Source organism: Streptomyces sp. NPDC051286, assembly GCF_044455345.1.
Taxonomy (GTDB): Bacteria; Actinomycetota; Actinomycetes; order Streptomycetales; family Streptomycetaceae; genus Streptomyces.
Window position 1 is genome coordinate 1 of record NZ_JBITER010000031.1, and the last position, 23,208, is coordinate 23,208.

The 23,208-nt window shown below is 68.6% G+C and carries 19 protein-coding genes and 2 pseudogenes; 9 read left to right on the forward strand and 12 right to left on the reverse strand.

The genetic code is table 11. From position 1 onward, the window contains the following. Positions 1–475 (reverse strand): annotated as a pseudogene (locus ACIBB8_RS26445) (hypothetical protein); the annotation flags it as partial. A 1,081-nt stretch (positions 476–1,556) separates the two neighbouring features. Here ACIBB8_RS26445 and ACIBB8_RS26450 point away from each other — a divergent pair. From ACIBB8_RS26450 to grpE, 3 genes are all read left to right on the forward strand, one after another. Next, positions 1,557–3,650: a SpoIIE family protein phosphatase gene (locus ACIBB8_RS26450; RefSeq protein WP_398956153.1), complete on the forward strand. Its 2,094-nt coding sequence runs from the start codon at positions 1,557–1,559 to the stop codon at positions 3,648–3,650. 265 nt (positions 3,651–3,915) lie between these two features. Next, entirely contained in the window at positions 3,916–5,769 is a 1,854-nt protein-coding gene (dnaK, locus tag ACIBB8_RS26455; RefSeq protein ID WP_398956155.1) for a molecular chaperone DnaK, read from the forward strand. Then, positions 5,769–6,422 (forward strand): nucleotide exchange factor GrpE, encoded by a 654-nt coding sequence (grpE, locus tag ACIBB8_RS26460; RefSeq protein ID WP_398956157.1) that lies wholly within the window; start codon positions 5,769–5,771, stop codon positions 6,420–6,422. Before dnaK ends, grpE begins: the two co-directional genes overlap by 1 nt. Before the next feature lie 119 nt (positions 6,423–6,541). Here grpE and ACIBB8_RS26465 read toward each other — a convergent pair whose 3' ends face one another. Continuing rightward, entirely contained in the window at positions 6,542–7,048 is a 507-nt protein-coding gene (locus ACIBB8_RS26465; protein WP_398956159.1) for a GNAT family N-acetyltransferase, read from the reverse strand. A gap of 268 nt (positions 7,049–7,316) precedes the next feature. On the opposite strand from ACIBB8_RS26465, the gene ACIBB8_RS26470 reads away from it, so the two are divergent. From ACIBB8_RS26470 to ACIBB8_RS26480, 3 genes are all read left to right on the forward strand, one after another. Next, on the forward strand, positions 7,317–8,678 hold the full coding sequence (locus ACIBB8_RS26470) for an FAD-dependent oxidoreductase (RefSeq protein ID WP_398956160.1): 1,362 nt from the start codon (positions 7,317–7,319) through the stop codon (positions 8,676–8,678). A gap of 165 nt (positions 8,679–8,843) precedes the next feature. Then, on the forward strand, positions 8,844–9,476 hold the full coding sequence (locus ACIBB8_RS26475) for a class I SAM-dependent methyltransferase (RefSeq protein ID WP_398956162.1): 633 nt from the start codon (positions 8,844–8,846) through the stop codon (positions 9,474–9,476). 351 nt (positions 9,477–9,827) lie between these two features. Further along, a complete protein-coding gene (locus tag ACIBB8_RS26480; protein WP_398956164.1) occupies positions 9,828–10,238 on the forward strand; it encodes a CU044_2847 family protein in 411 nt (136 codons plus the stop codon). Here ACIBB8_RS26480 and ACIBB8_RS26485 read toward each other — a convergent pair. The 5 genes from ACIBB8_RS26485 to rpmG all read right to left on the reverse strand — a co-directional run bounded on the left by ACIBB8_RS26485 (position 10,138) and on the right by rpmG (position 12,585). Continuing rightward, on the reverse strand, positions 10,138–10,443 hold the full coding sequence (locus tag ACIBB8_RS26485) for a twin-arginine translocation signal domain-containing protein (RefSeq protein ID WP_398956166.1): 306 nt from the start codon (positions 10,441–10,443) through the stop codon (positions 10,138–10,140). The genes ACIBB8_RS26480 and ACIBB8_RS26485 overlap by 101 nt on opposite strands. A gap of 307 nt (positions 10,444–10,750) precedes the next feature. Next, positions 10,751–10,879: a hypothetical protein gene (locus ACIBB8_RS26490; RefSeq protein WP_398956169.1), complete on the reverse strand. Its 129-nt coding sequence runs from the start codon at positions 10,877–10,879 to the stop codon at positions 10,751–10,753. Positions 10,880–11,084: 205 nt separating this feature from the next. Next, the gene (locus ACIBB8_RS26495; RefSeq protein ID WP_398956171.1) at positions 11,085–11,600 is read right to left on the reverse strand and encodes a DinB family protein; all 516 of its coding nucleotides are present in this window, start codon (positions 11,598–11,600) and stop codon (positions 11,085–11,087) included. 500 nt (positions 11,601–12,100) lie between these two features. After that, on the reverse strand, positions 12,101–12,361 hold the full coding sequence (locus tag ACIBB8_RS26500; RefSeq protein ID WP_398956173.1) for a type B 50S ribosomal protein L31: 261 nt from the start codon (positions 12,359–12,361) through the stop codon (positions 12,101–12,103). Between the two features lie 59 nt (positions 12,362–12,420). Then, positions 12,421–12,585, reverse strand: a complete 165-nt coding sequence (rpmG, locus tag ACIBB8_RS26505; protein ID WP_358861121.1) for a 50S ribosomal protein L33 — start codon at positions 12,583–12,585, stop codon at positions 12,421–12,423. A gap of 903 nt (positions 12,586–13,488) precedes the next feature. On the opposite strand from rpmG, the gene ACIBB8_RS26510 reads away from it, so the two are divergent. Then, complete coding sequence (locus ACIBB8_RS26510) at positions 13,489–14,919, forward strand: PP2C family protein-serine/threonine phosphatase (protein ID WP_398956273.1); 1,431 nt, start codon at positions 13,489–13,491, stop codon at positions 14,917–14,919. A 137-nt stretch (positions 14,920–15,056) separates the two neighbouring features. Here the strand turns inward: ACIBB8_RS26510 and ACIBB8_RS26515 are convergent, their stop codons facing one another. Then, complete coding sequence (locus ACIBB8_RS26515) at positions 15,057–16,553, reverse strand: hypothetical protein (protein ID WP_398956175.1); 1,497 nt, start codon at positions 16,551–16,553, stop codon at positions 15,057–15,059. Between the two features lie 231 nt (positions 16,554–16,784). Here ACIBB8_RS26515 and ACIBB8_RS26520 point away from each other — a divergent pair, with 231 nt between their 5' ends. After that, positions 16,785–17,921, forward strand: coding sequence for an aminoglycoside phosphotransferase family protein (locus ACIBB8_RS26520; protein WP_398956177.1), 1,137 nt, complete (start codon positions 16,785–16,787; stop codon positions 17,919–17,921). Positions 17,922–18,093: 172 nt separating this feature from the next. On the opposite strand, the gene ACIBB8_RS26525 is transcribed toward ACIBB8_RS26520, so the two are convergent. After that, complete coding sequence (locus ACIBB8_RS26525; RefSeq protein ID WP_398956179.1) at positions 18,094–19,428, reverse strand: N-acetylmuramoyl-L-alanine amidase; 1,335 nt, start codon at positions 19,426–19,428, stop codon at positions 18,094–18,096. Positions 19,429–19,813: 385 nt separating this feature from the next. On the opposite strand from ACIBB8_RS26525, the gene ACIBB8_RS26530 reads away from it, so the two are divergent. Next, a complete protein-coding gene (locus ACIBB8_RS26530) occupies positions 19,814–22,027 on the forward strand; it encodes a germacradienol/geosmin synthase (protein WP_398956181.1) in 2,214 nt (737 codons plus the stop codon). A 108-nt stretch (positions 22,028–22,135) separates the two neighbouring features. Here ACIBB8_RS26530 and ACIBB8_RS26535 read toward each other — a convergent pair. The 3 genes and pseudogenes from ACIBB8_RS26535 to ACIBB8_RS26545 all read right to left on the reverse strand — a co-directional run. Then, a pseudogene (locus ACIBB8_RS26535) lies at positions 22,136–22,246 on the reverse strand (glycoside hydrolase family 95-like protein); the annotation flags it as partial. After that, the gene (locus ACIBB8_RS26540; protein WP_398956183.1) at positions 22,243–22,383 is read right to left on the reverse strand and encodes a glycoside hydrolase N-terminal domain-containing protein; all 141 of its coding nucleotides are present in this window, start codon (positions 22,381–22,383) and stop codon (positions 22,243–22,245) included. The pseudogene ACIBB8_RS26535 and the gene ACIBB8_RS26540, both read right to left, overlap by 4 nt. Positions 22,384–22,702: 319 nt before the next feature. Beyond that, the gene (locus ACIBB8_RS26545; RefSeq protein ID WP_030928952.1) at positions 22,703–23,203 is read right to left on the reverse strand and encodes a hypothetical protein; all 501 of its coding nucleotides are present in this window, start codon (positions 23,201–23,203) and stop codon (positions 22,703–22,705) included. Positions 23,204–23,208 lie beyond the last annotated feature (5 nt).

The window sequence follows — 23,208 nt, forward strand, 5'->3', positions numbered from 1 at the left end:
CGCTCACCACCGTGATGCAGCCGTCCTCGCCACGGGCGGAGTACGACCGCTCGTTGATGAAGATCCGGCCCTCCCGGTGGTGGCGGCGCTCCTTGCCGCCACGCTCGTTACCGCCGTAACCGCCGTAACCGCCTCCCCCGTTCCCGTTCCCCTTCCCGAACCCGTTCCCCTTCCCGAACCCGTTCCCGTTCCCGTTACCGAACCCGTTCCCGTTGCCGTTCCCGAACCCGTTCCCGTTCCCGTTCCCGTTGCCGAACCCGTTCCCGTTGCCGTTCCCGTTGCCGAACCCGTTCCCGTTCCCGTTCCCGTTCCCGTTCCCGTTGCCGTTCCCGCCGTCACCACTAAGCGGAGCAGCCTGCTGAACGGACGCAGCAGCCGGAGCCGAGCCGGTAGCCGAGGCATACGTAATGCCAGTCGTAGCCAGAACCGCTGCGCCTACTACGGCAGCGGTCACAGCGACAGTACGCGTGGTCATGTCACTTCTCCCTTGTCTCTGAGGGGCAGCCGGGCAACCGGCCTGCAACGAACGTACTTATGGCGCCTTTAGCTGTCATATCGGACGTATCAACAGGGGGCCGACCGGGTGTACGAACGACCCGCACCACACACGGACTAGCACATGACACACCGTCAATACGTGTGAAAATAAGCCTATTTGGTACACGATTAGGCCTTCTGGGCGACTTGATGACGCCCGATCACCCTCTCGGCAGCATGGACACCGGATCCGGCACACCCACATCCCCCTCCCCCACCACCCCTGAACAGCTCTCATCACCATCCGCCCACCACCCCGGCCGCCACAGCGACCCACCGCATCCCTTCTCGCGGACCAAGAGGGCGTCGACATGTCACGCAGGCCTGCGGTCGCCACCAGGGTCCGGGCCGTCGAGTGAATCAGCCACTGACCCGACCTGACGGCACAGCTCAGCCGGGCCATCGGCCAGACACCTGGCAGATCCATCGCCCGCAAGAGGTCACGTCGCTTCGAGTGCGCGTGTCCCTTACATCCCCTCTGCGACCAGGTGCTAAATAACTGCAGTAATCCGGTGCCCCACGCCGGACCCGCGGACGGCCCTGATACCACGCCGATGGTGTCAGGGCCGTCGACGTTCGGGAGATCGCGGTCACCAAGACCGTGACCTGCCGGGCCGGCGTGGTCGAGTCGCTGCAGACAGTGCTCGAACACGCCAACGCTGCAGGTGGGGGTGAGGAAGGCAGCTGAGGAGGCCGTCAGAATTGGGCAAAGAACGGCGGAGCTGCTGGCTGAGGACGATGTCCATGGGGTGAGGACGGCAGCTCGGGAGCTGTTGGCGGCGATAGACAATCATCGCTGCGGCTGTTGCACTCCTCATTGATACCTGGCGGCTGTCGGCTGTCCCCTCGCGTCCGCCGGCAACACCCGGGACGGGAAACGGCCCAGAATCCGGGCTCGGATCTGCCGCTGTCGGCCGGTGGGGGGACGATGGACACATTGGAAGGTATGCACGGAAGCCACGGCGGCAAGGCGGTTCGCGCGGGCGATGTGGGCCTCTGAGGGGAAGGAGGGTCCGGCCGTGACTGAGGCCGACGGCCTGCTGGGCAACGCAGACCCGGGGGCGGCTGATCCTTCGGCCGCGCCGGGCGGACTGCTCGATGTGCTGGGCGTGGCTGCGGTGGTCCTGAACGCCGAGGGCCGGATCGCTCTGTGGAGCCCGCAGGCCGAGGAATTGTTCGGCTACACGGCCAGGGAGGCACTGGGCCGCAGCGCGATGTACCTGCTCGTCGAGGAACGTCATCGGGAGCGGGTGATGTCCCTGTTCGCGCAGGTCATGGCGGGCTGCGGGGCTTGGGCCGGGGTATTCCCGGTGCGCCACAAGGACGGCAGCACCCGGCTGGCCGAATTCCGCAACATGCGTCTTGAGGACGAGCACGGCCGTCTCTACGCGCTGGGCATGGCTTCCGACCACGCCACGCTGCAACGCGTGGAGCGAGATCTGGCCTTGTGTGTGCGATTGGTGTCGCAATCCCCGATGGGCCTTGCGGTCATGGACTCCGACCTGCGGTACGTGCTGGTCAACCCGGCGCTGGAACGCATCAACGGCCTGCCCGCCGAGCAGCACCTGGGCCGGCGCGTCGGCGAGGTGCTGTCGTTCCTGGACGCCGATGCCACCGAATCGGCGATGCGGCGCGTGCTGGCGGACGGCGTCCCTCGGCTGAACCAGTTCACCACCGGCCGCACCGCGGCCGACCCTGACACGGAGCACGCCTGGCGTGTGTCGTTCTACCGGCTGGAGGACGCGTCCGGGCAGGTGATCGGCCTGGCCACCTCGGTCGTGGACGTCACCGAGCAGCTACGGGCGGCTGCCGCCGCCGTCCGGACTCGGCGGCGCCTGGCGCTGATCGCCGACGCGTCCGCGCGGATCGGCACCTCCTTCGACCTTGAGGTCACCGCCCGGGAGCTGGCGGACATAGTCGTGCCGGAGTTCGCCGACATAGTCGCCGTCGACGTCCTCGACTCCGTGCTGGGGGGCACGCAGCCCCACGTCGCCGCCGACACGGCGTCGTTTCGTGCGCTGGCGGTGAAAACCGCCTACCCCACACCGGCAGTCCGGGCCGCCGACCCGGTCGGCGAGCTGGCGAGTTACGACGCCACCCGGCTGGTCACCCAGTGCGCGAGATCCGCCCGCCCCGTCCTGGTGTCCCGTGTGAGGGAGAGCGACTTTGCCCGTATCGCCCGCGACGCGCACGCCGCCACCCTGCTGAATGAGGCGGGCCTGCACTCCTATCTGGCGGTGCCGCTGATCGCCCGTGGTGAGGTCCTCGGCGTCCTGGACCTCAAACGCGCTCGCAACCAGCAGCCCTTCGACCACGACGACCAAGTGCTCGCTGTCGAACTCGCCGCCCGCGCGGCGGTATCCATCGACAACGCCCGCTGGTATCAGCGTCAACGCCGCGCCGTGCTCACCCTGCAACGCCACCTGCTGCCGTCCCAGCCCGCCCCCAGGCCCGGGCTGGAGATCGCCTACCGGTACCAGCCCGCTGCGGCGGCCGACGAGGCCGGCGGGGACTGGTTCGACGTCATCCCGCTGCGCGGTGAGCAGACCGCGCTGGTGGTCGGCGATGTGATGGGCAGCGGCATCAACGCGGCCGCGACCATGGGCCAGCTGCGCATCGCCGCCCGCACCCTGGCCGCACTCGGGCTGGAACCCGACGCTGTCCTCACTCAACTCGACGACATCGCCGTGGGCCTGGACAGCGCCATGGCCACCTGCGTCTTCGCCGTCTACGACCCGCACCTCCTGCGCTGCCGCATGGCAACCGCCGGCCATCTGCCTCCCGTGCTGACCCGGCCGGGTCACCTGCCGCAATTGCTGGACCTGCCCACCGGAGCCCCTCTGGGTGTCGGCGGCGTCCCCTTCGAGACGGTCGAGTTCCACCTGGGTATCAGCGACGAACTGGTTTTCTACACCGACGGGCTGGTCGAGACCCGCGACGAGGACATCGACGTCCGCCTCCAGGCGCTCACCGACCTGCTCAGCACCCCCCGCCGCCCTCTGGAAGAAACCTGCGACTTCCTGCTGGGCGCACTGCGCCACCAGGACGACCACGACGACGTAGCCCTGCTCATCGCCCGGACCCGGCATCTGCAGTCCGGGCACGAGCCGTGAAGCCACGGCGCGGCGTCCCGACGATCCCGTCCGGTCCCCCCGCTCACGGGCGGGTGGCGTTGCCTTGAAACTTCTGTGCAGGGACGCGTTGACAGCGGTTGGCAGCCGACGTATCCCGGAATCTGAGGGTGAAAGGAACGGTTCGGGGCCGAGACCGGCCGGTGCGGTTGCCGACTGTGATTCGCCGGGCCCGGACGCCGCGGCCCAGGCCGCGGAGCAGCCCTTGCACCTGCCCAGAGGGGGAGCATGGAAAGGGAGCGGAATCATGGCACGCTCGATCGGTATCGACCTCGGCACGACGAACTCGGTCGTCAGCGTTCTGGAGGGCGGCGAACCGGTTGTGATCCCGAACGCCGAGGGCGCCCGGACAACTCCGTCCGTTGTGGCATTCGCCAAGGGCGGCAACGTGCTGGTCGGCGAGGTCGCCAAGAGGCAGGCGGTGACCAACGTGGAGCGCACCGCCCGGTCGGTGAAGCGGCACATGGGTGAAGCAGCCTGGCGATTCCCGGACTCCGGCGGCGTCGACGGGAAGCGCTACACCGCGCAGGAGATCTCCGCGCGGGTCCTGCAGAAGCTCAAGCGCGATGCGGAGGCCTATCTGGGTGAGGACGTGAGCGATGCCGTGGTCACCGTGCCCGCGTACTTCAACGACTCGCAGCGCACCGCCACGAAGGAGGCCGGGGAGATCGCCGGTCTGACGGTACTGCGGATCGTGAACGAACCGACCGCTGCGGCCCTGGCGTACGGCCTGGACAAGGAGAACGACCAGACGATCCTCGTCTTCGACCTCGGCGGTGGCACGTTCGACGTGTCCCTTCTGGACATCGGCGAGGGCATCGTCGAGGTGAAGTCCACCAACGGCGACACCCACCTGGGCGGCGACGACTGGGACCAGAGGATCGTCGACCACCTGGTGAAACAGTTCAAGAACAGCTACGGGGTCGACCTGGCCAAGGACAAAATGGCCGTTCAAAGGCTGCGCGAGGCTTCGGAGAAAGCGAAGATCGAACTGTCCGCGGCCACCGAGACGACCATCAATCTTCCCTACATCAGCGCCTCCACCGAAGGCCCGCTGCACCTCGACGAGAAGCTCACGCGTGCCCAGTTCCAGCAGCTCACAGCGGACCTCCTGGAGCGCTGCAAGAACCCGTTCCACCAGGCCGTGAAGGACGCGGGAATCAAGGTCTCCGACATCGACCACGTCATTCTGGTCGGCGGCTCCACCCGGATGCCCGCCGTCACGGGCCTCGTGGAGGAACTGACGGGCAAGGACCCGCACAAGGGTGTGAACCCGGACGAGGTCGTCGCGATCGGCGCAGCACTGCAAGCCGGTGTCCTGAAGGGCGAGGTCAAGGATGTCCTGCTGCTGGACGTCACCCCGCTGTCCCTGGGTATCGAGACCAAGGGCGGCATCATGACCAAACTGATCGAGCGCAACACCACGATCCCGACCAAACGCTCGGAGATCTTCACCACGGCCGAGGACAACCAGCCGTCCGTCCAGATCCAGGCCTATCAGGGCGAACGCGAGATCGCGGCCTACAACAAGAAGCTCGGCGTGTTCGACCTGACCGGTCTGCCCCCGGCCCCGCGCGGCCTCCCGCAGATCGAGGTCACCTTCGACATCGATGCCAACGGCATCATGCACGTCGCCGCCAAGGACCTCGGCACCGGCAGGGAACAGAAGATGACCATCACCGGTGGTTCCGCGCTGCCCAAGGACGACATCGAGCGGATGATGCGCGATGCCGAGGCCCACGCGGAGGAGGACCGCCGCCGCAAGGAGGCCGCCGACACGCGTAACAGCGCCGAGCACCTCCTCTACACCACCGAGAAGCTCCTGGCCGAGGAGGCTGACAAGATCCCCACGGATGTCAGGACGGACGTCGAGAACGCCTTGGCCGACGTCAAGGAGAAACTCAAAGGAGACGACACCGCCGCCCTTCGCTCCGCCGTGGAACGAGCAGCCACCGCTGCTCAGAAGATCGGCACTGCCCTCTACTCCCAGGCCCAGACGGATCAGCCCCCCGGTCCTGCTGCCGGCGCCGGACAGGGCGGCGAGGAGGATGTCGTGGACGCGGAGATCGTGGACGATGACACAGCGAAGGGAGGCGCGTGATGAAGCAGTCGGCCCAGCCCCCGCGCCCGGATCTCCCACCCCTCGTGGTCATCCACGACCGCAGGAGCACCGATCCCGTCACTCTCCGGCCTCGCCGACCCGAAGGCCAGGAGGCCACACCGTCGACGCACCGGGCAGCGACGACCGCCCCACCGGCTGCGGACAGCCGCGCCGCCCACAGTCCGTCCGGCCCCGAGAACCGCATCCGGCAACTGGAGGCGGATCTGGCCGAGCGCACGGCGGACCTGCAGCGGGTCAAGGCGGAGTACGACAACTACCGCAAACGTGTGCGGCGGGACCGCCTCGCGATCCGGGAAGCGGCCGTCGCCAATGTCCTGGCCGGGCTGCTGCCCGTCCTGGACGCCATAGACCAGGCCCGGGCCCAGGGCTGCGTCACCGGGGGCTTCCACCAAGTCGCCCGGATTCTGGAGTCCCACCTCGCCGCGCTGGGCCTCCACAGTGTTGGCGAGGCAGGCGAAGCGTTCGACCCCCGCATACACGAAGCCCTCACCTCCACCACCGTCTCCGGCACCACCAGCGCGACCTGCAGCGAGGTGCTGCGTCCCGGCTACCGGGTCGGCACACACCTGATGCGCGCGGCACAGGTGGCCGTAGCCGAGCGGCCGGCCCTCGGCCCACCCCAGCCCCACTGACCAACGGCGGGCGCAAGCGGCCGCGCAGCAGAACGTGACTGCCCTACCGGCGGCGAGCCGACAGTTGCCGCTGTCGACGGAAAGGAACACTCACCGGATGCCGAGCCGTCCGGCCCCGGTCACAGCTCCCACTCCGCGTCGACATAGCCCATCGTCCGGTTCATGGCGATGGCATTCGCGTTCGCGGGGTGATGGAAAGTGCGGACCTTGGTCACACCACACAGCTCCGCGAAGCTCAGACCGAACGCCTTCATCGCGACGGAAATGCCACGGCCGCGATAACCGGCTCTCACACCAGTCATCTCGTTGAAGACGAAGTCGCCGTGTTTCGACGCCGCGGCCATCCCAATCCATGAGTCGCCGTCGAGAGCGATCACAATGCCGCGTGGATCAAAGGACGGGACCTCGATCCGCTGCCGGACATATTCGTCGAACGTATAGAACTCGCCCCTGCCCGGGATGTCGGCGGAACACTCCTTGTTCAGCTCATAGAGCACACGGCGATGATCCGGGGTGTCGCCCAACGCTGCCAGCGTGGTCAATCGGATACCGGCTCCGCGGCATGCCTCCAGATACGGTTCGAAGCGTTGCACAGGGCACGTCGTCAGATCGAGTTCGAGCTTCACCCAGCCACGCGCTCCCCCTTCGCTCCGGTGTGATCCACTCCCACTCATCCTGCTGGACGACCGGACGGAGGGCAAAACTGCGTTGCACGTCGGGCTCTGCGGAGCGGAGGCGGGCAAGCGGGGCTGTCACCTCACGGATGACCCCCCGGTCGGAGGGCCGGTGGAGGCAGGACATAGCGTGTGCGGTGGAGAGTACTAAGCCAAGCCTTACTTCCACTGCTCTCCGCCCGCGTTCAACCGCCCCATGGAACGAAGGAACAACAGCCCCATGACACGCCCTGTCCGCGTCGCCATTGTCGGAGCCGGCCCCGCCGGTATCTACGCAGCCGATGCGCTGCTGAAGTCCGAGTGCGCACTGGACCCGGGTGTATCGATCGACCTGTTCGAGCGCATGCCCGCCCCCTTCGGCCTGATCCGTTACGGAGTGGCCCCTGACCACCCCCGGATCAAGGGCATCGTCACCGCGCTGCATCAGGTGCTGGACAAGCCGCAGCTGCGGCTGTTCGGCAACGTCGACTACCCCCATGACATCGGCCTCGACGAACTGCGCTCCTTCTACGATGCGGTGATCTTCTCCACCGGCGCCGAAGCGGACCGCCCCCTCGACATACCGGGCATCGACCTCGACGGCTCCTACGGTGCGGCCGACTTCGTCTCCTGGTACGACGGGCACCCCGAGGTCCCGCGAACCTGGCCGCTGACGGCCGAGAAGGTCGCCGTTCTCGGTGTGGGCAATGTGGCCCTGGACGTGGCACGCATGCTCGCCAAGACCGCGGACGAGCTGCTGCCCACAGAGATCCCGGCGAACGTGCACGAAGGCCTCAAGGCGAACAAGGCACTGGAGGTGCACGTCTTCGGGCGGCGCGGTCCGGCGCAGGCCAAGTTCTCCCCGATGGAGCTGCGGGAGCTGGACCACTCCCCCAACATCGAGGTCATCGTCAACCCCGAGGACATCGAGTACGACGCGGGCTCGATCGAGACCCGGCGGGGGAACAAGCAGGCGAACATGGTCGCTTCCACCCTGGAGAACTGGGCCATCCGGGACGTGGGCAACCGGCCTCACAAGCTGTTCCTGCACTTCTTCGAGTCCCCGGTCGAGGTTCTCGGGGACGACGGCAGCGTGGTCGGCCTGCGTACGGAGCGGACGGAACTGGACGGCACCGGCAACGTCCGCGGGACGGGGCGGTTCACCGACTGGGATGTCCAGAGCGTCTACCGGGCGGTCGGGTACTACTCGGATGAACTGCCGAAGCTTCCGTTCGACCCCGCCTCCGGCACGGTCCCTCATGTCGCCGGACGGGTTGTCGAGGGCGCGGAGCCGATGCCCTCGGTGTACGTCACCGGGTGGATCAAGCGGGGACCGATCGGACTGATCGGCCACACCAAGGGCGACGCCAACGAAACGGTCGCCTGTCTGCTGGAGGACCGGGCCGCGGGCCTGCTGCCGGCCCCGGCGCAGCCTGATCCGGACGCGGTCGTCGCCTTCCTCCAGGCGCGCGGTGTTCGTTACACCACGCGTGACGGCTGGCACCGCCTGGACGCACACGAGCAGGCTCTCGGTGCGGAACAGGGCCGTGAGCGCATCAAGGTCGTGGAGCGCGGCGCCATGCTGGACGCGTCCGGCGCCTGACCGCACGACTGTGTCACCGGTGGTCCCTTCGGCGGGTACCACCGGTGACGCGTCACCTTGCGCAGAGTGCCGTGCGGGCGGGCCGGCCTGGGGGCGTTGAAGGTTGTCGTGAACGGTGCAACGATTCCGGGAAACCGTTCGCCCGCCCTTGGAGGAAACGCCTCGATGGATGACGAGCTCCGCCCCACGGCCGCGACAGTCTTCGACGCTCTCGGCGCCGACTACGAGCGAGCCTTCGCCGGCTCGGCAGCGCACCGCGCCTCGCTGCAACGCCTGCTGACCCTACTCGCCCCGCACAGCCGGGTCCTGGACGTAGGCAGCGGAACCGGCCGGCCGACCGCACAGAGCCTGGCCGACGCCGGTCATGACGTGTTGGGGGTCGATGTCTCGCCAGTGATGGTGAACCTTGCTGCCCGGCAGGTACCCAGGGCGGCCTTCCAGTGTGCTGACATCCGTGAACTGGCGCTGGAGGACGGGAGTTTCGACGCTGTCTGTGTGTACTTCTCGCTCCTGCAGATGTCGCGGGACGAACAGTCACGGCTGCTGCAGCGGCTCGGGCGGTCGCTGAGGCGCGGAGGGCACCTGGTCGTTGCGACGGTGCCGCTGGACGTGGAGGATGTCGGCGCCGTATTCATGGGCCAGAAGGTGCACGTGACCAGCTTCGGCGCCGATGAGTTCACCTCGGTGGTAACCGGGGCGGGTCTGGCGGTCCAGTGGGAGCAGAACAGTGTGTTCACCCCGTCCCACCCTCAGGCGGTACCCGAGCCGCACCTTTTTCTGCACTGCGTGCGTATCTGACGCACGGGGATGACCGACGGATGCGAGACACTCATCCGCGTGGAGGCGGTGGTTCGGGGTCGGCGGGGCCGATGAGGGTGCGCGTCCACTCGGCCGTGGGAACGGCGGTGGCGCTCTGGCGCGGCGCTCCGGAGGATGTGGCGGCGCATGGGTCGAAGTGCGCGTCGCGCGGGACAGCCTCACCCTGTGGCCCTGTCGCCTCTGACGTCGTGGGCGCCTCCCCGTTCTGCCCTCGGCTCCGGTCGCGGTGCAGTACCTTCTCATCGCCCAGCGGTGGACGGATCGTTCAAGGGTGAACGGGGCAGAGGAACACGCAGACAGGGGCCGGGGCGCCCCGGGACGGTGGAAGACATGGCGTATTTCGTGGAGCTGCCGGTCGGCGCGGCAGACGGGTCGGCGGACATCGTGAAGGTCCAGATCGAGCAGACCGGAGACGGCCTGGTCAAGGTGGCACGCCCGGGCCAGGTCGTGGCACGCGCCTCGCGGTCACTGGGCGAGATGCTGGCCGGGATCCGGCCGGTCGCGCAGGAATTCGTCGACGGCTTCCGCGGCATGGTCCACGCGCCGGACGAGATGAGCGTCGAATTCGGGCTGTCCCTGTCCGCCGAGGCCGATGTGGTGATCTCCAGTACGTCGGCCCAGGCCAACTTCACGGTTTCGCTCACGTGGCAGAGAACGCCGTCCGGTTCCGGCCCCGCACCCGCGACCACCGGCACGCCAGACCCTGGCGCCCCGCTCCCTTCGACGGAGCCCACGCCATGACCACGAGCCAGGTGCCGTGATCACATAGGGCCATCGCGCTGTCCGGGTCGTCGACCTGGCCACGGGCGGTACGACCGGAACGCCGAGGTCGACGATGGCGCATCAGCGCCAACCGATTCGAAAGCCCCGTCCCCAGCGCCAGAGCGGCCGCTCCGGCGCCGCCGAAGCCGAGCAGATGCCTCCGGGACAGAGATTGCGCGGCCAAGGGAACCTCCAGTGCTGGCGAGTTCGGGCGTCGCCAGTACCGTCACAGTCAGCGGTGTCCGCCGAGGTTCCCGGGTGCGGAGGCGGCACGGCCGTTTGAGCAACTTCGAGTGCCGGACTCACGGTTGGTGGACTCCGCGCACTCCGCGAAGGCTACTCCGCCGGTGATCCGCCGGGCCACCGACAGCGCCGTACGACCCTCACGCCGTCTCGTCGGTCTCGTGACGCGCAACCCTGTCCTGCAGCGGCCGCCCGGTTCACCTACGCGTCATACAGAGGATCCGTCCATGAGAATCGCCCCTGCCGGACTACGCACCCTGCGCGGTGGAGCCGGCGCGGTCGGCGGCGCCGCGCTGCTTGCCCTGGCTGCCGCGCACCGGCGCGGGCACCCAGCCCGCCGGAGGCGGCCTCGCCGACATCAGGGCGGGCAACACCATGCTCCTCACCGCGACAACTCCAGCCCTGCCGACGGCAGGTGGGGACGGCCTCCGTCACGCCGGGCGGCGCCGCACGACCGGCCGTTGGAGACGCTCGAAGCGCTACACAGGTGCGGGGCGGTGGACTCGGTGGTGCGGGCCGAGAAGGCGAGCGGCCGGGTCCGTGCCGCGGACGGTGAGCCGGCGGCGGCCCTGCGACGCCGCCTCAGGCCCCCGTCACCCCGTCCAGCCGCTCCCGCACCAGGTCGGCGTGGCCGATGTGGCGCGCGTACTCCCCGATCATGTGGATGTGCACGAGGCGCAGCGAGAAGACCTCGCCGCCGTGGACAAAAGTGTCGTCGAGCGATGCGTCGGCGATGGCGGCGTCCGCGAGTCGGCACTCCTCGACCAGGCGCGCGTAGTCGTCGGCGGCGCAGGCCGGGTCCAGGTCCTCGAAGTCCGCGTCCTTGCCCCTGGCGGGGTCGTACATCGGGTCAAGCGACTGGCCGGCGAAACGCTCCCGGAACCAGGTGCGTTCGACCTTCGCCATATGGCGGAGCAGCCCGAGAAGGGTGAGGTTGGACGGCGGTACAGTCTGTTCGGCGAGCTGCTCGCCGGTCAGACCGGCGCACTTCTGCAGCAGGGTGCTGCGGAACCATGCGAGATATCCCGTGAGCATCTCCCGCTCACCGGCGACGAGGGATCCGGGCGTGCGTGTTGCGTCTGGCGCTGTCCATGTCATCGCCTGATCATGCCCGTCGGCCCCCGGATACTGCCAGGCCTTTCATCACCTGTCAGTGCCGTGCGCAACCTGTTCCGCCTGCTTCTGGGAACACATGTCGCCACGGTCGTACCACGCGCCGCCGGCTGACGGGTCCCGGCCGGATCGAGGAGGGTACGGCGCAGCGCGGCCACCCATCGACCTGGTCACATCCGACAGGGACCGGGCCGCGGCGGGATGCTGCGGTCACGGCGTTGACGGTACGGCTCAGGCCGGGCGCCACAGTCGTGGTCGCGGTGGTGCTGATGGCAGGTGCGTTGCCGGTCGCGGTGGTGCCGGGGCGCGCGTCACGGAGGTGGGGGGCGGGCGAGCAGAAAGAAGCCCCGGCCGGATCGGGGGAATCCAGCCGGGGCTGCCAGAGGGTGGGCGCTGTGCGCGTCATCCACGTATAGGTGAACGGTAAACCATCGGATTCCGTTCCCTCGAATCCGCACCGCCCACTGTGACGCGACACACGGGCCTCAGCGCACGACGGGCGCCGCGGTCCCGTAGCGGCGCCAGAACCGCTCGATCCGGCCCGCCGGGTCCAGCACCCGATGGGTGCCGGTGTAGAAGGGGTGGCTCGCCGACGATGTCTCCACATCGATGACCGGGTAGCTGGCGCCGTCCTCCCACTCCACACGCCGGTCGGAGTCGGCTGTCGAGCGGGTCAGAAAGGCGACCCCTGCGGCGCGGTCGCGGAAGACGACCGGACGGGAGACGGGGTGGATGCGGGGCTTCATGCGCGTTCCTTTCTTGCTGCTGTGGGGAGGGCCTGCTACTGCCGGTCGGGCCCGACGGGTCAGCGTTCCTCGCGGAAGAGGACGTGCTTTCCTGCGGCAGGGTCGTACTTGCGCAGCACCAGCCGGTCGGGGTTGTTGCGGCGGCTCTTGCGGGTCACATAGGTCTCTCCGGTACCGGCCGTCGACCTCAGAGTGACGACGGGGCGGGCTTCACTGCGTGCCATGGGCACCTCCGGTCGCTTCAGCGACCCCATTCCGGGCTTCTGGGAATGGGTGTCGTTTTCGATCTGGTGCTGTAACGCGGGTGGGTCCGGTGGCATTCCCGCCCCGGACACCGGCGCGCAGTGATGAGGATCAGGTGCGTCGCCGGCCTTGAACGTCCGGAACCGCAATCCCGCAGACCCCCGAGGAACCCCAGGAGATCCACTGTGCGCCCCCTCGCCCAGGCATCGGCCTCCCCGCCTTCGGCCTGCACGCGGGCCCGGAGACCGTGGCCACCGTCGCAAGCGCCGCCGAGCGGCTCGGCTTCCACAGGGCGTCCGTCAGCGAGCGGCTCCTGCTACCGCCGGTCCCGACTGGCGCAATGAGGCGCGGCTGCCGGAGGTGAACGCATGGGAGCCGATCGACATGCCGATGTGGGCCCCGCCTGGACGCCGGGGTCGCCCGCGCGGTGCGGGACTGAGGCGTGGTCCGCGCCGCGGCCGACTGGTACCGGGACGCGGGCGGGACGGGTCCGCTGGCGCTTCAGATGATGAACGTACGGGAGGACACCCCCGATCCCGTCGGCACGTCCCTCGCCGGCCTGCTCACCGAGATCGAGCAGGCCACGGCCACCGGAACCCCTGCGCGTCCACGGGGGGGCTCTCGCACATGCCCTGATCGAGTACGGCGCGGCCCGCGGGAGCGGCTCACTCCGGCGCAGGCGGCGTCGCACACCCTCTAGCTCCAACACCCGCCACCAGCAAGGTCGTTCGAAGAACCAGCAGCCCGAGCGGCCTATGACATATGCCAGATGCAACAACGCATCAAGTGTTGCCAAATCACTTACGGGCCTCCTCGGCCTGTGCCACAGTCGTCATCGGTCACCTCTCAGACCTGGTTGTGCCGTGCCTGTATCGGAGTACGAGATGCCGCCCCACCGTCCCGCCCCACAGCCGCCCGAACGCGGTGCCGTCGACGTGCTGATCGACCGGACCCTTCGACTGCGCGGAGACGTGGACGCGGTGCGGCGCGATGCCGTCCTGATCGACGAGGACGATCCGCAGCTGCGCTGGCAGCGTGCGCTCTGCGAACTGGCGGTCCATCACCTCGATGATCTCGGTACGCATCTGGGACAACTGAAGGAAGGTCTGCCGCCGGGAGACGCGGATCAGCTCGCCGAGGAGGCGGAGCCCGCCCAGGAGAGACCGTTCGACGAGCCGCGGCCCGGTTCACTGCTCAGCCGTGTGGGCAGCGCCGAGTGGAATCTGCTGACCGACGAGGTCAGCTGGTCGGAGGAGCTCTTCCAGATCTTCGGCCGGTCCCCACAGGCGGGACCGCTGTCGCTGGACGAGCTTCCGTCCGTGTTGTTTCCCGAGGATCAGGCGTTGCTCACCTCTCTGGTGACGGCCTGCCTGGTCGACGGGAAGACGATAGACGGCGAGTTCCGCATTCTGCGTGCCGACGGCCGGATGCGCACGCTGCACATGATGGGCGAGCCCGTCCTCGACCCAGACGGCTGCACCGCCTCCATGTGGGGGGTCCTGCGCGATGTGAGCGAACTACGCCGCAGCCAGCGCGTGGTGAGCCGGACCCGTGAATCGATCCGGCGTCAGCAGCACATCGCGCAGACCGAACGACGGATGGCAGTCGAGTTGCAGGAGACGGTGCTGCCCCCGTGGCGCGGCTCGCTGCGCCTCCCGCACCAGGGACCCGGCGCACTGGATGTCGCGGCGCACTATCTGCCGTCGGATTCCAGCGCCTTGATCGGCGGCGACTGGTACGACGCGCTGGAGCTGCCCGACGGCAGGACGCTCCTCACGGTCGGCGATCTGACCGGTCATGGCATCCCCGCCACCACGGCCATGGCGATGCTGCTGGGCGCACTGCGCGGCATGGCCGTCGCCGGCATCGAGCCGGGCGCTCTGATGGGCCATCTCAACCAGTTACTCCAATCGTCGGCCCAGCCCGCTCTCGGCAGCGCGGTGTGCTGCCGTTTCGACCCGGCGACCGGCACTCTCGCCTGGTCGCAGGCCGGCCACCCCGCGCCACTGCTCTTCCGCAACGGAGCGGGACGCCCGCTGCCCCCGCCGGACGGGGTCCTGCTCGGGGCCGCGTCCGGGGTCGCATATGACCAGGACGAAGTGCACCTGCTGCCCGGTGATGTGCTGGTTCTGCACACCGACGGACTGACCCGCCGCAGTGACCAGGGTGCGGGCCCGGAGGCACTGCTCGATCTCGCACCGCGCTTCGCCGAGGCCCGTACAGCACAGGAGTGCGTACGTACCGTCGTCGAGGAGTTCGGTGGGACCGAGCGCCTGGACGACGCATGCGTGCTGGTCGCCCGTATCGGGGCGTGAGCGCCCGGTAGGCCGCAGGAGCACGAGAGCAGAGCGAATCACGGCACGGCACAGGAACGCAGTCGGACGAGACCTCTACGCGTGCGGTGCTCGGGCAGTGGGTTGTCGGCGCTCCTCTTCTTTGCGGCGTCGGCCGATCAGATCTCCGAACGCCTGGGCCGCTTGATGACCGAGCTCGGCGGCATGGCGAACTCGATCTCCTCGCGCAGGTCCCGGATCTTTGCGTATCCCGCGAACTGACCGGTGAGCCGGTACATTTCGCGCAGCCGGTCCCAGGTCCGGTGCGAGGAGGTCTCCCCCATCGTCACCAGGGCGAGCCGTGCGTAACGGTCGGCCTGCTCCGGGTCGTCGGCGATGAAGCACGCCGAGGCGAGCGAGATGTAGTCGAAGATCTTGGAGCGCTGGCGCCCATTGACGCGCAGCTCCAGAGCCTGCTTGGCATGACGCTGGGCGATGAGCGCCGCCGCGGGTTCGTGCTCGGCGAGCGTGCGGAACGCCAGGGCCTGCATGCCGTGCAGATCCGCTTCGTCGAACATCTGCATCCAACTGGGCGGCGGCACATCACCCTTGTCGGACACGAAGAGCTCCTCGGCCCTGCCGAGCGTACGGCGCATGGCCTGGCCCCGGCCCATGGATGCCTGAGCCCACGCCTCGATGGTGTGCAGCATCGCCTGGGTGCGTGGCAGCACCGTGTCTCCTGAGCCGGATTTGGCCAGCTTCATCAGATCCAGGGCGTCGTCGGGACGGCCCAAGTGGACCATCTGACGGGCTGCCCGGGAGAGTGCCTCGCCCGCGCGTGGACGGTCACCTCCCTCGCGCGCCGCGTGGGCCGCGATGACGAAGTACTTCTGGGCGGTGGGTTCCAGACCGATGTCGTGGGACATCCACCCCGCGAGAACGGCGAGGTTGGCGGCGACGCCCCAGAGGCGGCGCTGCAGATGGTCGGGGTGGCGGTAGGCGAGCATGCCCCCCACCTCGTTGAGCTGGCCCACGACAGCCTTGCGCTGCAGTCCTCCGCCCCGGGAGGCGTCCCAGGCGCGGAACACCTCGACGGACCGCTCCAGTGCCTCGATCTCCTCCGATCCGATGGGGGCGGCCTCGTACCGGTCGAAACCGGCCTGGTCCGCGTAGAGGGGATCACCGATCCGTGGAGCGTCAGCCGCCGGAACGGGTTCGGTGTGCAGCCAGTTGTGCATGGGGCCGGTGATGGTCGATCCTGCGGCGAGCGCGGCGCCCGCACTCACCAAGCCGCGTCGGTTGAGCATGAGGTCCATTCCCGTGAATTCGGTGAGGACCGCTGCCGTCCGTTCGGGCGCCCACGGCAGTCCGTCGGGATTGTCCTGCGTCCCGACCTCTCGCCGCTTCCCCACACGCCCGTGCCGGCCGAACCCGAGGTCCTCGATGGTCACGACACGACCGAGCCGCTCGGTGAACAGGGCAGCCAGCACTTTGGGCACGGGATCGCGTGGGGACTCCCCCATGTCGATCCAACGCCTCACCCGCGAGGTGTCGGTGGCCAGCTGCGGATGGCCCATGGCCGCCGCCTGCCGGTTCACCATTCTCGCGAGTTCGCCCTTGGACCAGCCGGCAAGGCCGAACAGGTCAGACAGGCGGGTGTTGGGTTCTCCGGTCACGTCAAGCCCCCAGGTTCTCGGCTGTGTTGACAGTAGCCCCCTGGCAGATGCGTTGCGACTATTCGCCAGGGTTCGCCAGGGTCCGCCAGATGGTCCGCAACCCGCGGTCCGGTGTCAGTTAGGAATGCGCCACCCCGTCCGGCAGCCCTAGGTACTCCCCAGGGTGCCGAACGGCCGCCGGCCGGGGCGGCGCACGCAACTTGTCGGCGCACGAAGGGATCTGTCTCGCCCATGTACACAGCATCGTCCTCCGTGTCCGCCCCGCCCCGGCCGCTGCGTCCCCTGGGGGCGGGCGGCGGACCGTACCTCGCCCCCCGCACCGCACCGTCGGCTCCCGGAACGGTCCGGCCCCGGCGGCCGGCCGGACCGGGTGCCGGCCCGCTCAGCGGGCGGCTGGACCTGTCCGGCCCGCAGGGTGCACAGCTGAGGATGGCGATCGCCTCCGTGCACCGGATCTGCCCGGAGTTCAATCCGGTCCAGGTTCTGCGGCGCAGCGGGCGTTCGGTGCTCGTCGTCGGCACAACCGGGCGCACGACGGCGGTCGCCAAGTGTTTGCTGGACCACTCCCCGGCATGGTCCGAGCGGTTCCGCCACGAGATAGCGGCATACCGGGCGTTCGTCCGGCACCGCCCGCCGGTCCGGGCACCGCGGCTCATCGCGGCGGATCCCGAGAACTGCACCCTGGTCATCGAGCGAATGCCGGGGCGGGTGGCGGCGCTGACGAGGCACCCGTCGGAGGCTCCGCCCCGTGCCGATGTGCGGGCCGCGCTCGGCGCGATCAGCCGGGTCAACGCGTGGCGACCGCCCGCTGGGCTCTTCGACGCCCCGATTGACTACGTTTCCCGCATCGCTCGGTACCACGAGCTGGGGCTCCTCACCGACCGTGATCTGGGTGACCTGCAGAAGCTGCTGCACGGTCTGGCACATGCCGGCAGCCGCCAGGGCATGGGGCAGTTCTGCCACGGCGACGCCCTGCTCTCCAACATCCTGCTGTCGCCCACGGGTCCGGTGCTGGTGGACTGGGAGCACGCGGGCTGGTATCTGCCGGGGTACGACCTGGCAACACTGTGGACGGTGCTGGGTGACGCGCCGGTGGCGCGGCGGCAGATCAGTCAGCTGGCGCAGGCGGCAGGGCCTGCGGCGCGGGATGCGTTCCTGGTGAACCTGATGCTCGTACTGACACGGGAGATCCGTACGTACGAGACGGCGGTGCAGCGGGCCATGCGGGAGGGCGTGCCCACGGGCAGGGTTCAGGACCGGCCGGGTGCGCTGTCGTCGGGCGAGGAGCAGCGGCTGCTGCTGCGCCGGCTGCATGACGACTGCGCGATGGCCCGACGGGCGGTGCGTGCCGCGGTCGGCACTCGCTGACGCTGCGCTCTCCGGAAGATACCTGCCGCGGGTCCGGTGCCGACACACCGGGCCCGCGGCATGCGGGCGCCGCCCCGGAACCCGGTCCGTCCTCACAGGCTGAACGGGCCGAGGGCTCCTGGGAAGGCGCAGGTGGGGCGAGCACCGCGGGGCTCGCCCCACCCGTCGGCCGTCATCGGACCCGCACGATGTCCACGTCGGACGCCTTCACGAAAGCCACCCGGTGCCCGATCTGCACCGTCACATACTTCCCCTGGCCCTGGAAGTACGAGTGGTCCAGCGGGTACGACGCATCGATCGTCGGGGCGTAGAAGAAGCCGGTCGGTGCCTCGCCGCCGCCGGGGTACGACTGCCCGGCCTTGATCGTGTACGGCAGCGCCGTCCCGACTCGCTTGTCCGCGAAGTCCGCGGGGTACTCGGACTTCTCCGGGTAGGCCACCCCGTACACCGGCACCTCGGTCCGGCCCTCCTTCGGGCGTACGACGTAGCCGGCGGTCGGGACGGTGGTCCGGGTGTGCGCCGGGGTCTGGAACCAGGCCTTCTTGCCGTACCACCAGATCGCCGTCCATCCGGGCGCATGGTCCGCGACGACCGCCTGGTGGGTCGCGCTGATCTTGCTGCCCCAGTCGGCCGCACAGTTCGTGCCGGGCGAGCCGTCGGTGTGCAGTCCGGGGTCGGAGAAGAGCGGTGCGTCGGTGGAGGGTTCGGTGTGGAGCGGGACGGCACTGCTGCCCTGGACCGGCAGGTCAACGCCCTTCTCGCAGTCGCGGAAGGCCTGCTGGTTGGCCTTGAACCGGGGGCTGACGGTGACGAGCGGACTGCTCTTCGGGGCGCTCGGCACGGTCGTCGGCTTGCCGAGCAGTGCCATGAAGCGGTTCCAGTCCCAGTAGGGACCCGGGTCCCAGTGCATCTTCCTGGTACCGGCCGCGCTGGTGGGCGGCACGCCGTCGTGGCCGATGATGTGCTGCCGGTCGAGCGGGATATCGTACTTGTCGGCGAGGTAACGCACCAGCTTCGCCGTCGAGTTGTACATCTCGGGGGTGTACCACGTGGCGCCCTCGACGGCGACCCCCTCCTGCTCGATGCCGATGGAGTGGGTGTTGACGTACCAGTTGCCCGCCTGCCAGGCGACGTCCTTGTTCTTGACCATCTGGGCGACATGACCGTCGCCCGAGCGCACCACGTAGTGGGCGGAGGTCTGCTTCAGCGGGTTCTGGAAGATCCTCAGGGTGGTGTCGAAGTCCTCCTCGGTGTCATGCAGAACAATGAATTTGATCTTGTTGCTGTGTGGCCGGTCCGCGGTGTCGTAGTTGCCGTACGTCTCCTTGTCGGCCGGATCGCCGGTCTGCTGGTAGGCCGCCGGGACCCAGTCGCAGTCGAGGCCGCGCGGACACTCGGGCCGCACCTCGTCCGCGCCGGCCTGCGCCGCGGGTGTGAGCAGCGCGAGACTCAGGGCGCCGACAGTGGTCAGGGCGAGCGTGAGTCTGGTCCTCTGCTTGGACGTCATGACAACCCTTCTTGGAGCTGTGCGCATGGAATGTCGTACGTGGTCCGATCTCACTGTTCCGCTATGGGCGCACACTCTGTGACCTGAGGTGATGGCGCGTCAAGAGCGCAAGGAGTATGGCTGGTTGAGCCACTGGAGCAGACCTCTGGCAGAGCCTCTGACCTGCGACGGGAAAGAGGCAACGGGTTTCTGACGGTGGGCCGTTACCTGGGTTTTACGGAGCAGTGGCCGGGCGCCGGAATGCGTCGACGCCACCCGTCAGGACGCACCTTTTGTGTGACTAATTCCGGATGCGCGTGCCCCGGACGGCGCAGGGGTAGTGCTCGCGCGGACACGACAGGTGCGCGCGACCCCGCGCGGTGACTCCCGGAAAGGCCGGACGCACATGGCTCAGCCCTTCACCCTGCCGGACTTCTATGTTCCGTATCCGGCGCGGCTCAACTCCCATGCCGAGGAGGCCCGACAGCACACCAGGACCTGGGCGCGCAGCATAGGGATGCTGGAGGGGTCCGGCATCTGGGAGGAGAAGGACCTCGACTCCCATGACTACGCGCTCCTCTGCGCGTACACGCATCCCGACTGCTCGGCGGAGGCCCTGTCGCTGGTCACCGACTGGTACGTGTGGGTGTTCTTCTTCGACGACCACTTCCTGGAGCTTTTCAAGCGCAACCCGGACCGGGAAGGCGGAAAGAAATATCTGGACCGGCTGCCCGCCTTCATGCCGATGGAGCGAGGGGCGCCGACGCCGGAACCGACGAATCCGGTCGAGGCAGGGCTGGCCGACCTGTGGGCGAGGACGGTGCCGGGGATGTCCGACGCCTGGCGGGCCCGGTTCGCGGAGGCGACAAAGAATCTGCTCTACGAGTCGTTGTGGGAGCTCGCCAATATCAACGAGGGGCGCATCGCCAATCCCGTCGAATACATCGAGATGCGTCGCAAGGTGGGCGGAGCCCCATGGTCTGCGGGTCTGGTGGAGTACGCGGCGGGCGCAGAGGTGCCCGAGTCGGTGGCCGACGAGCGGGCACTGCGGGTGCTGCGGGATGCCTTCTCCGACGGAGTGCATCTGCGCAACGACCTCTTCTCGTACCAGCGGGAGGTCGAGGACGAGGGCGAGAACAGCAACGGTGTGCTGGTACTGGAGACGTTCCTGGGCTGCTCCACACAGGAGGCAGCCGACTCGGTCAACGACCTGCTGACCTCGCGGCTCCAGCAATTCGAGAACACCGCGCTCACCGAACTCGGGCCGCTGTGCGAGGAGAAGGGGCTCGATCCGGCGGAGACCGCCGCGGTGCTCGCCTATGTCAAGGGGTTGCAGGACTGGCAGTCCGGCGGCCATGAGTGGCACATGCGTTCCAGCCGCTACATGAACAACGGCGGGGCCGGCGAGGCCGTCCTCGGTTTCGGTATGTCCGCAGCGTCGATCCGGTTCACTCCGCGTTCGGAGTCAGCCCGGCTGCGCGGCCACACCCATGTGCCGTACCAGCGGGTCGGTCCGTCGCTGCTGCCCGACTTCGACCTGCCGTTCGGCACGACGCTCAGTCCGCATCTGGACGGGGCCCGGGTCCGGATCGTCGAGTGGTCACGCCGGATGGGGATCCTGGAGGCACAGCCGGGCGTGCCGGGCTCGCACATCTGGGACGAGGAGCGGCTCGTGGCGATCGATCTGCCGCTGTGCGCGGCGGGTCTGCATCCGGACGCGACGCCCGACGAGCTGGACCTCTCCTCGCAGTGGCTGGCCTGGGGGACGTACGGCGACGACTGGTTCCCTGTGGTGCACGGGAGGCCCCGTGACCTGGCCGGGGCGCGGCTGGCCAACGAGCGGCTGTCGCTGTTCATGCCACTGGACGGTTCCGCGGTGCCCGAACCCGTGAACGCGCTGGAGCGCGGTCTCGCCGATCTCTGGGAGCGGACCTCGGCCCCGATGGACGACAGCGCACGACGCGCGTTCCGTACGGCCATCGAGTCGATGACGGCGAGCTGGCTGTGGGAACTGGCCAATCAGGCGCAGAACCGGATCCCGGATCCGGTGGACTACATCGAGATGCGGCGGCTGACGTTCGGTTCGGATCTCACGATGAGTCTGTCCCGGCTCGGTCACGGCAGGAAGGTGCCCGAAGAGATCTACCGCAGCGGTCCGATGCGCTCCCTCGAGAACGCCGCCGCCGACTACGCGTGCCTGCTCAACGACCTCTTCTCGTACCAGAAGGAGATCGAGTACGAAGGTGAGGTGCACAACGGCGTCCTGGTCGTGCAGAACTTCTTCGGGGTCGACTATCCGACCGGGATGGCGATCGTGCACGACCTGATGAACTCCCGGCTCCGCCAGTTCCTCCATGTCGCCGAGCAGGAACTCCCGCTCCTGTACGACGACTTCGGGCTCGATGCCGAGGCGAGGGAGATCCTGGCGGGCTATGTCCAGGAGCTCAAACACTGGATCGCGGGCATCCTGATCTGGCACCGGGGCTGCCGGCGCTACCGCGAGGAGGATCTGCGGCGCGGTACCGGCGCCCCGTGGCACCTCGGTGGTCCCACAGGGCTCGGCATCTCGGCGGCGCGGGTGACCGCACTGTTCGCTCAGCCCTCGGCGACCAGCGTGTAGCGGCTGCCTGCACGGGCCTTGAAGACCTTCTTTTCCGCTCGCGAACAGTGAGCTGCGGACGGTCACTTCACGGCTGCGGCTCGCCGTGATCACCACACGGCGGGCCTGCCCCGCAAACCATTCGATGTCTACGGTGAGGCCTCCCCGGGCGCGCAGTCCGCGGACTGATCCTTCCAGCCAGCCGTCCGGGAAGGCGGGGAGCCGGAGCCGCCGGTTCAGAGCGTCTTCTCGTTGAGGGTGAGCCGTTCGGTGGTGGGCGTGCCGTGGCCGCTCGCGCCGAGCGCTCCGCCGCCGGTGGGCAGTGATTCACGCTCCCAGCCCGCAGCCGGGGCGCGGTACCGGAGCACCGGGTCCACCAGTGTCCTGATTCCGTTCAGCTCCTGCGATACTCGCGATTCATCGGAGGTATTGGCGGCGGCAGCCGTTCCAGTAAAGGCAGGAATTCCCAGCGCCAGGGCGCCCGTTGCGCCAGTAGCTGTCGTGACGGTCGCGCGACGCGTGATCCCAGGTGTCGTGCCGCATGCCGCTAAAGGTCCGATGACTATCCAGCCAAGGTGCATGACAAAGCAGCCTCTTGGACCGAGGCTGCGAACACTTGGACAGAAGTGACCCCGCGGCCGCCCGATCGGTACGGACGGCCCTTGCGGGATGCCGGGGTCGGAGAGCAGGGACGTTTCAGCCCTGTTGGAACAGCTCAGCCGGCAGCGGCTTCAGGAGGGTGTACAGATCATCGGTGATCGGCCGGTCCCAGCTGGCGATGGTGACGAGCACCCCGTCGCTGCGGTCGAACTGGACACAGGAGATCCGGGTCTCGGAGAGCTTGACGCGCCGGACGATCAGCAGGTTGTCACCCTGCATCACCGGCATGTCATCGGTGCCGGTCACCTCGACCGGCTCGTCGTTCTCCAGCGCGAGCAGCAGCTGCGCGACCTCGAAGGGGACCTGGCCCTCCTCGGTCTCGCGGGCGGGCGAGCCCTCCGGGAGATTGCCGATGATCATCGCCGGTCCGCGGCCGCCGAACAGGTCGTACCGCAGGAAGACGCCCTGACAGCTCCCGTCGGGGGCGGGCAGCAGACCGGCGCCGAGATTTCCGGGCCAGTCGCCCGGGTCCATGGCCAGGACGTCGAAATCCGGGCCCGCGGGTGTGGCAGCGCTACGGCGGCGGAGGAAGGACATGCAGA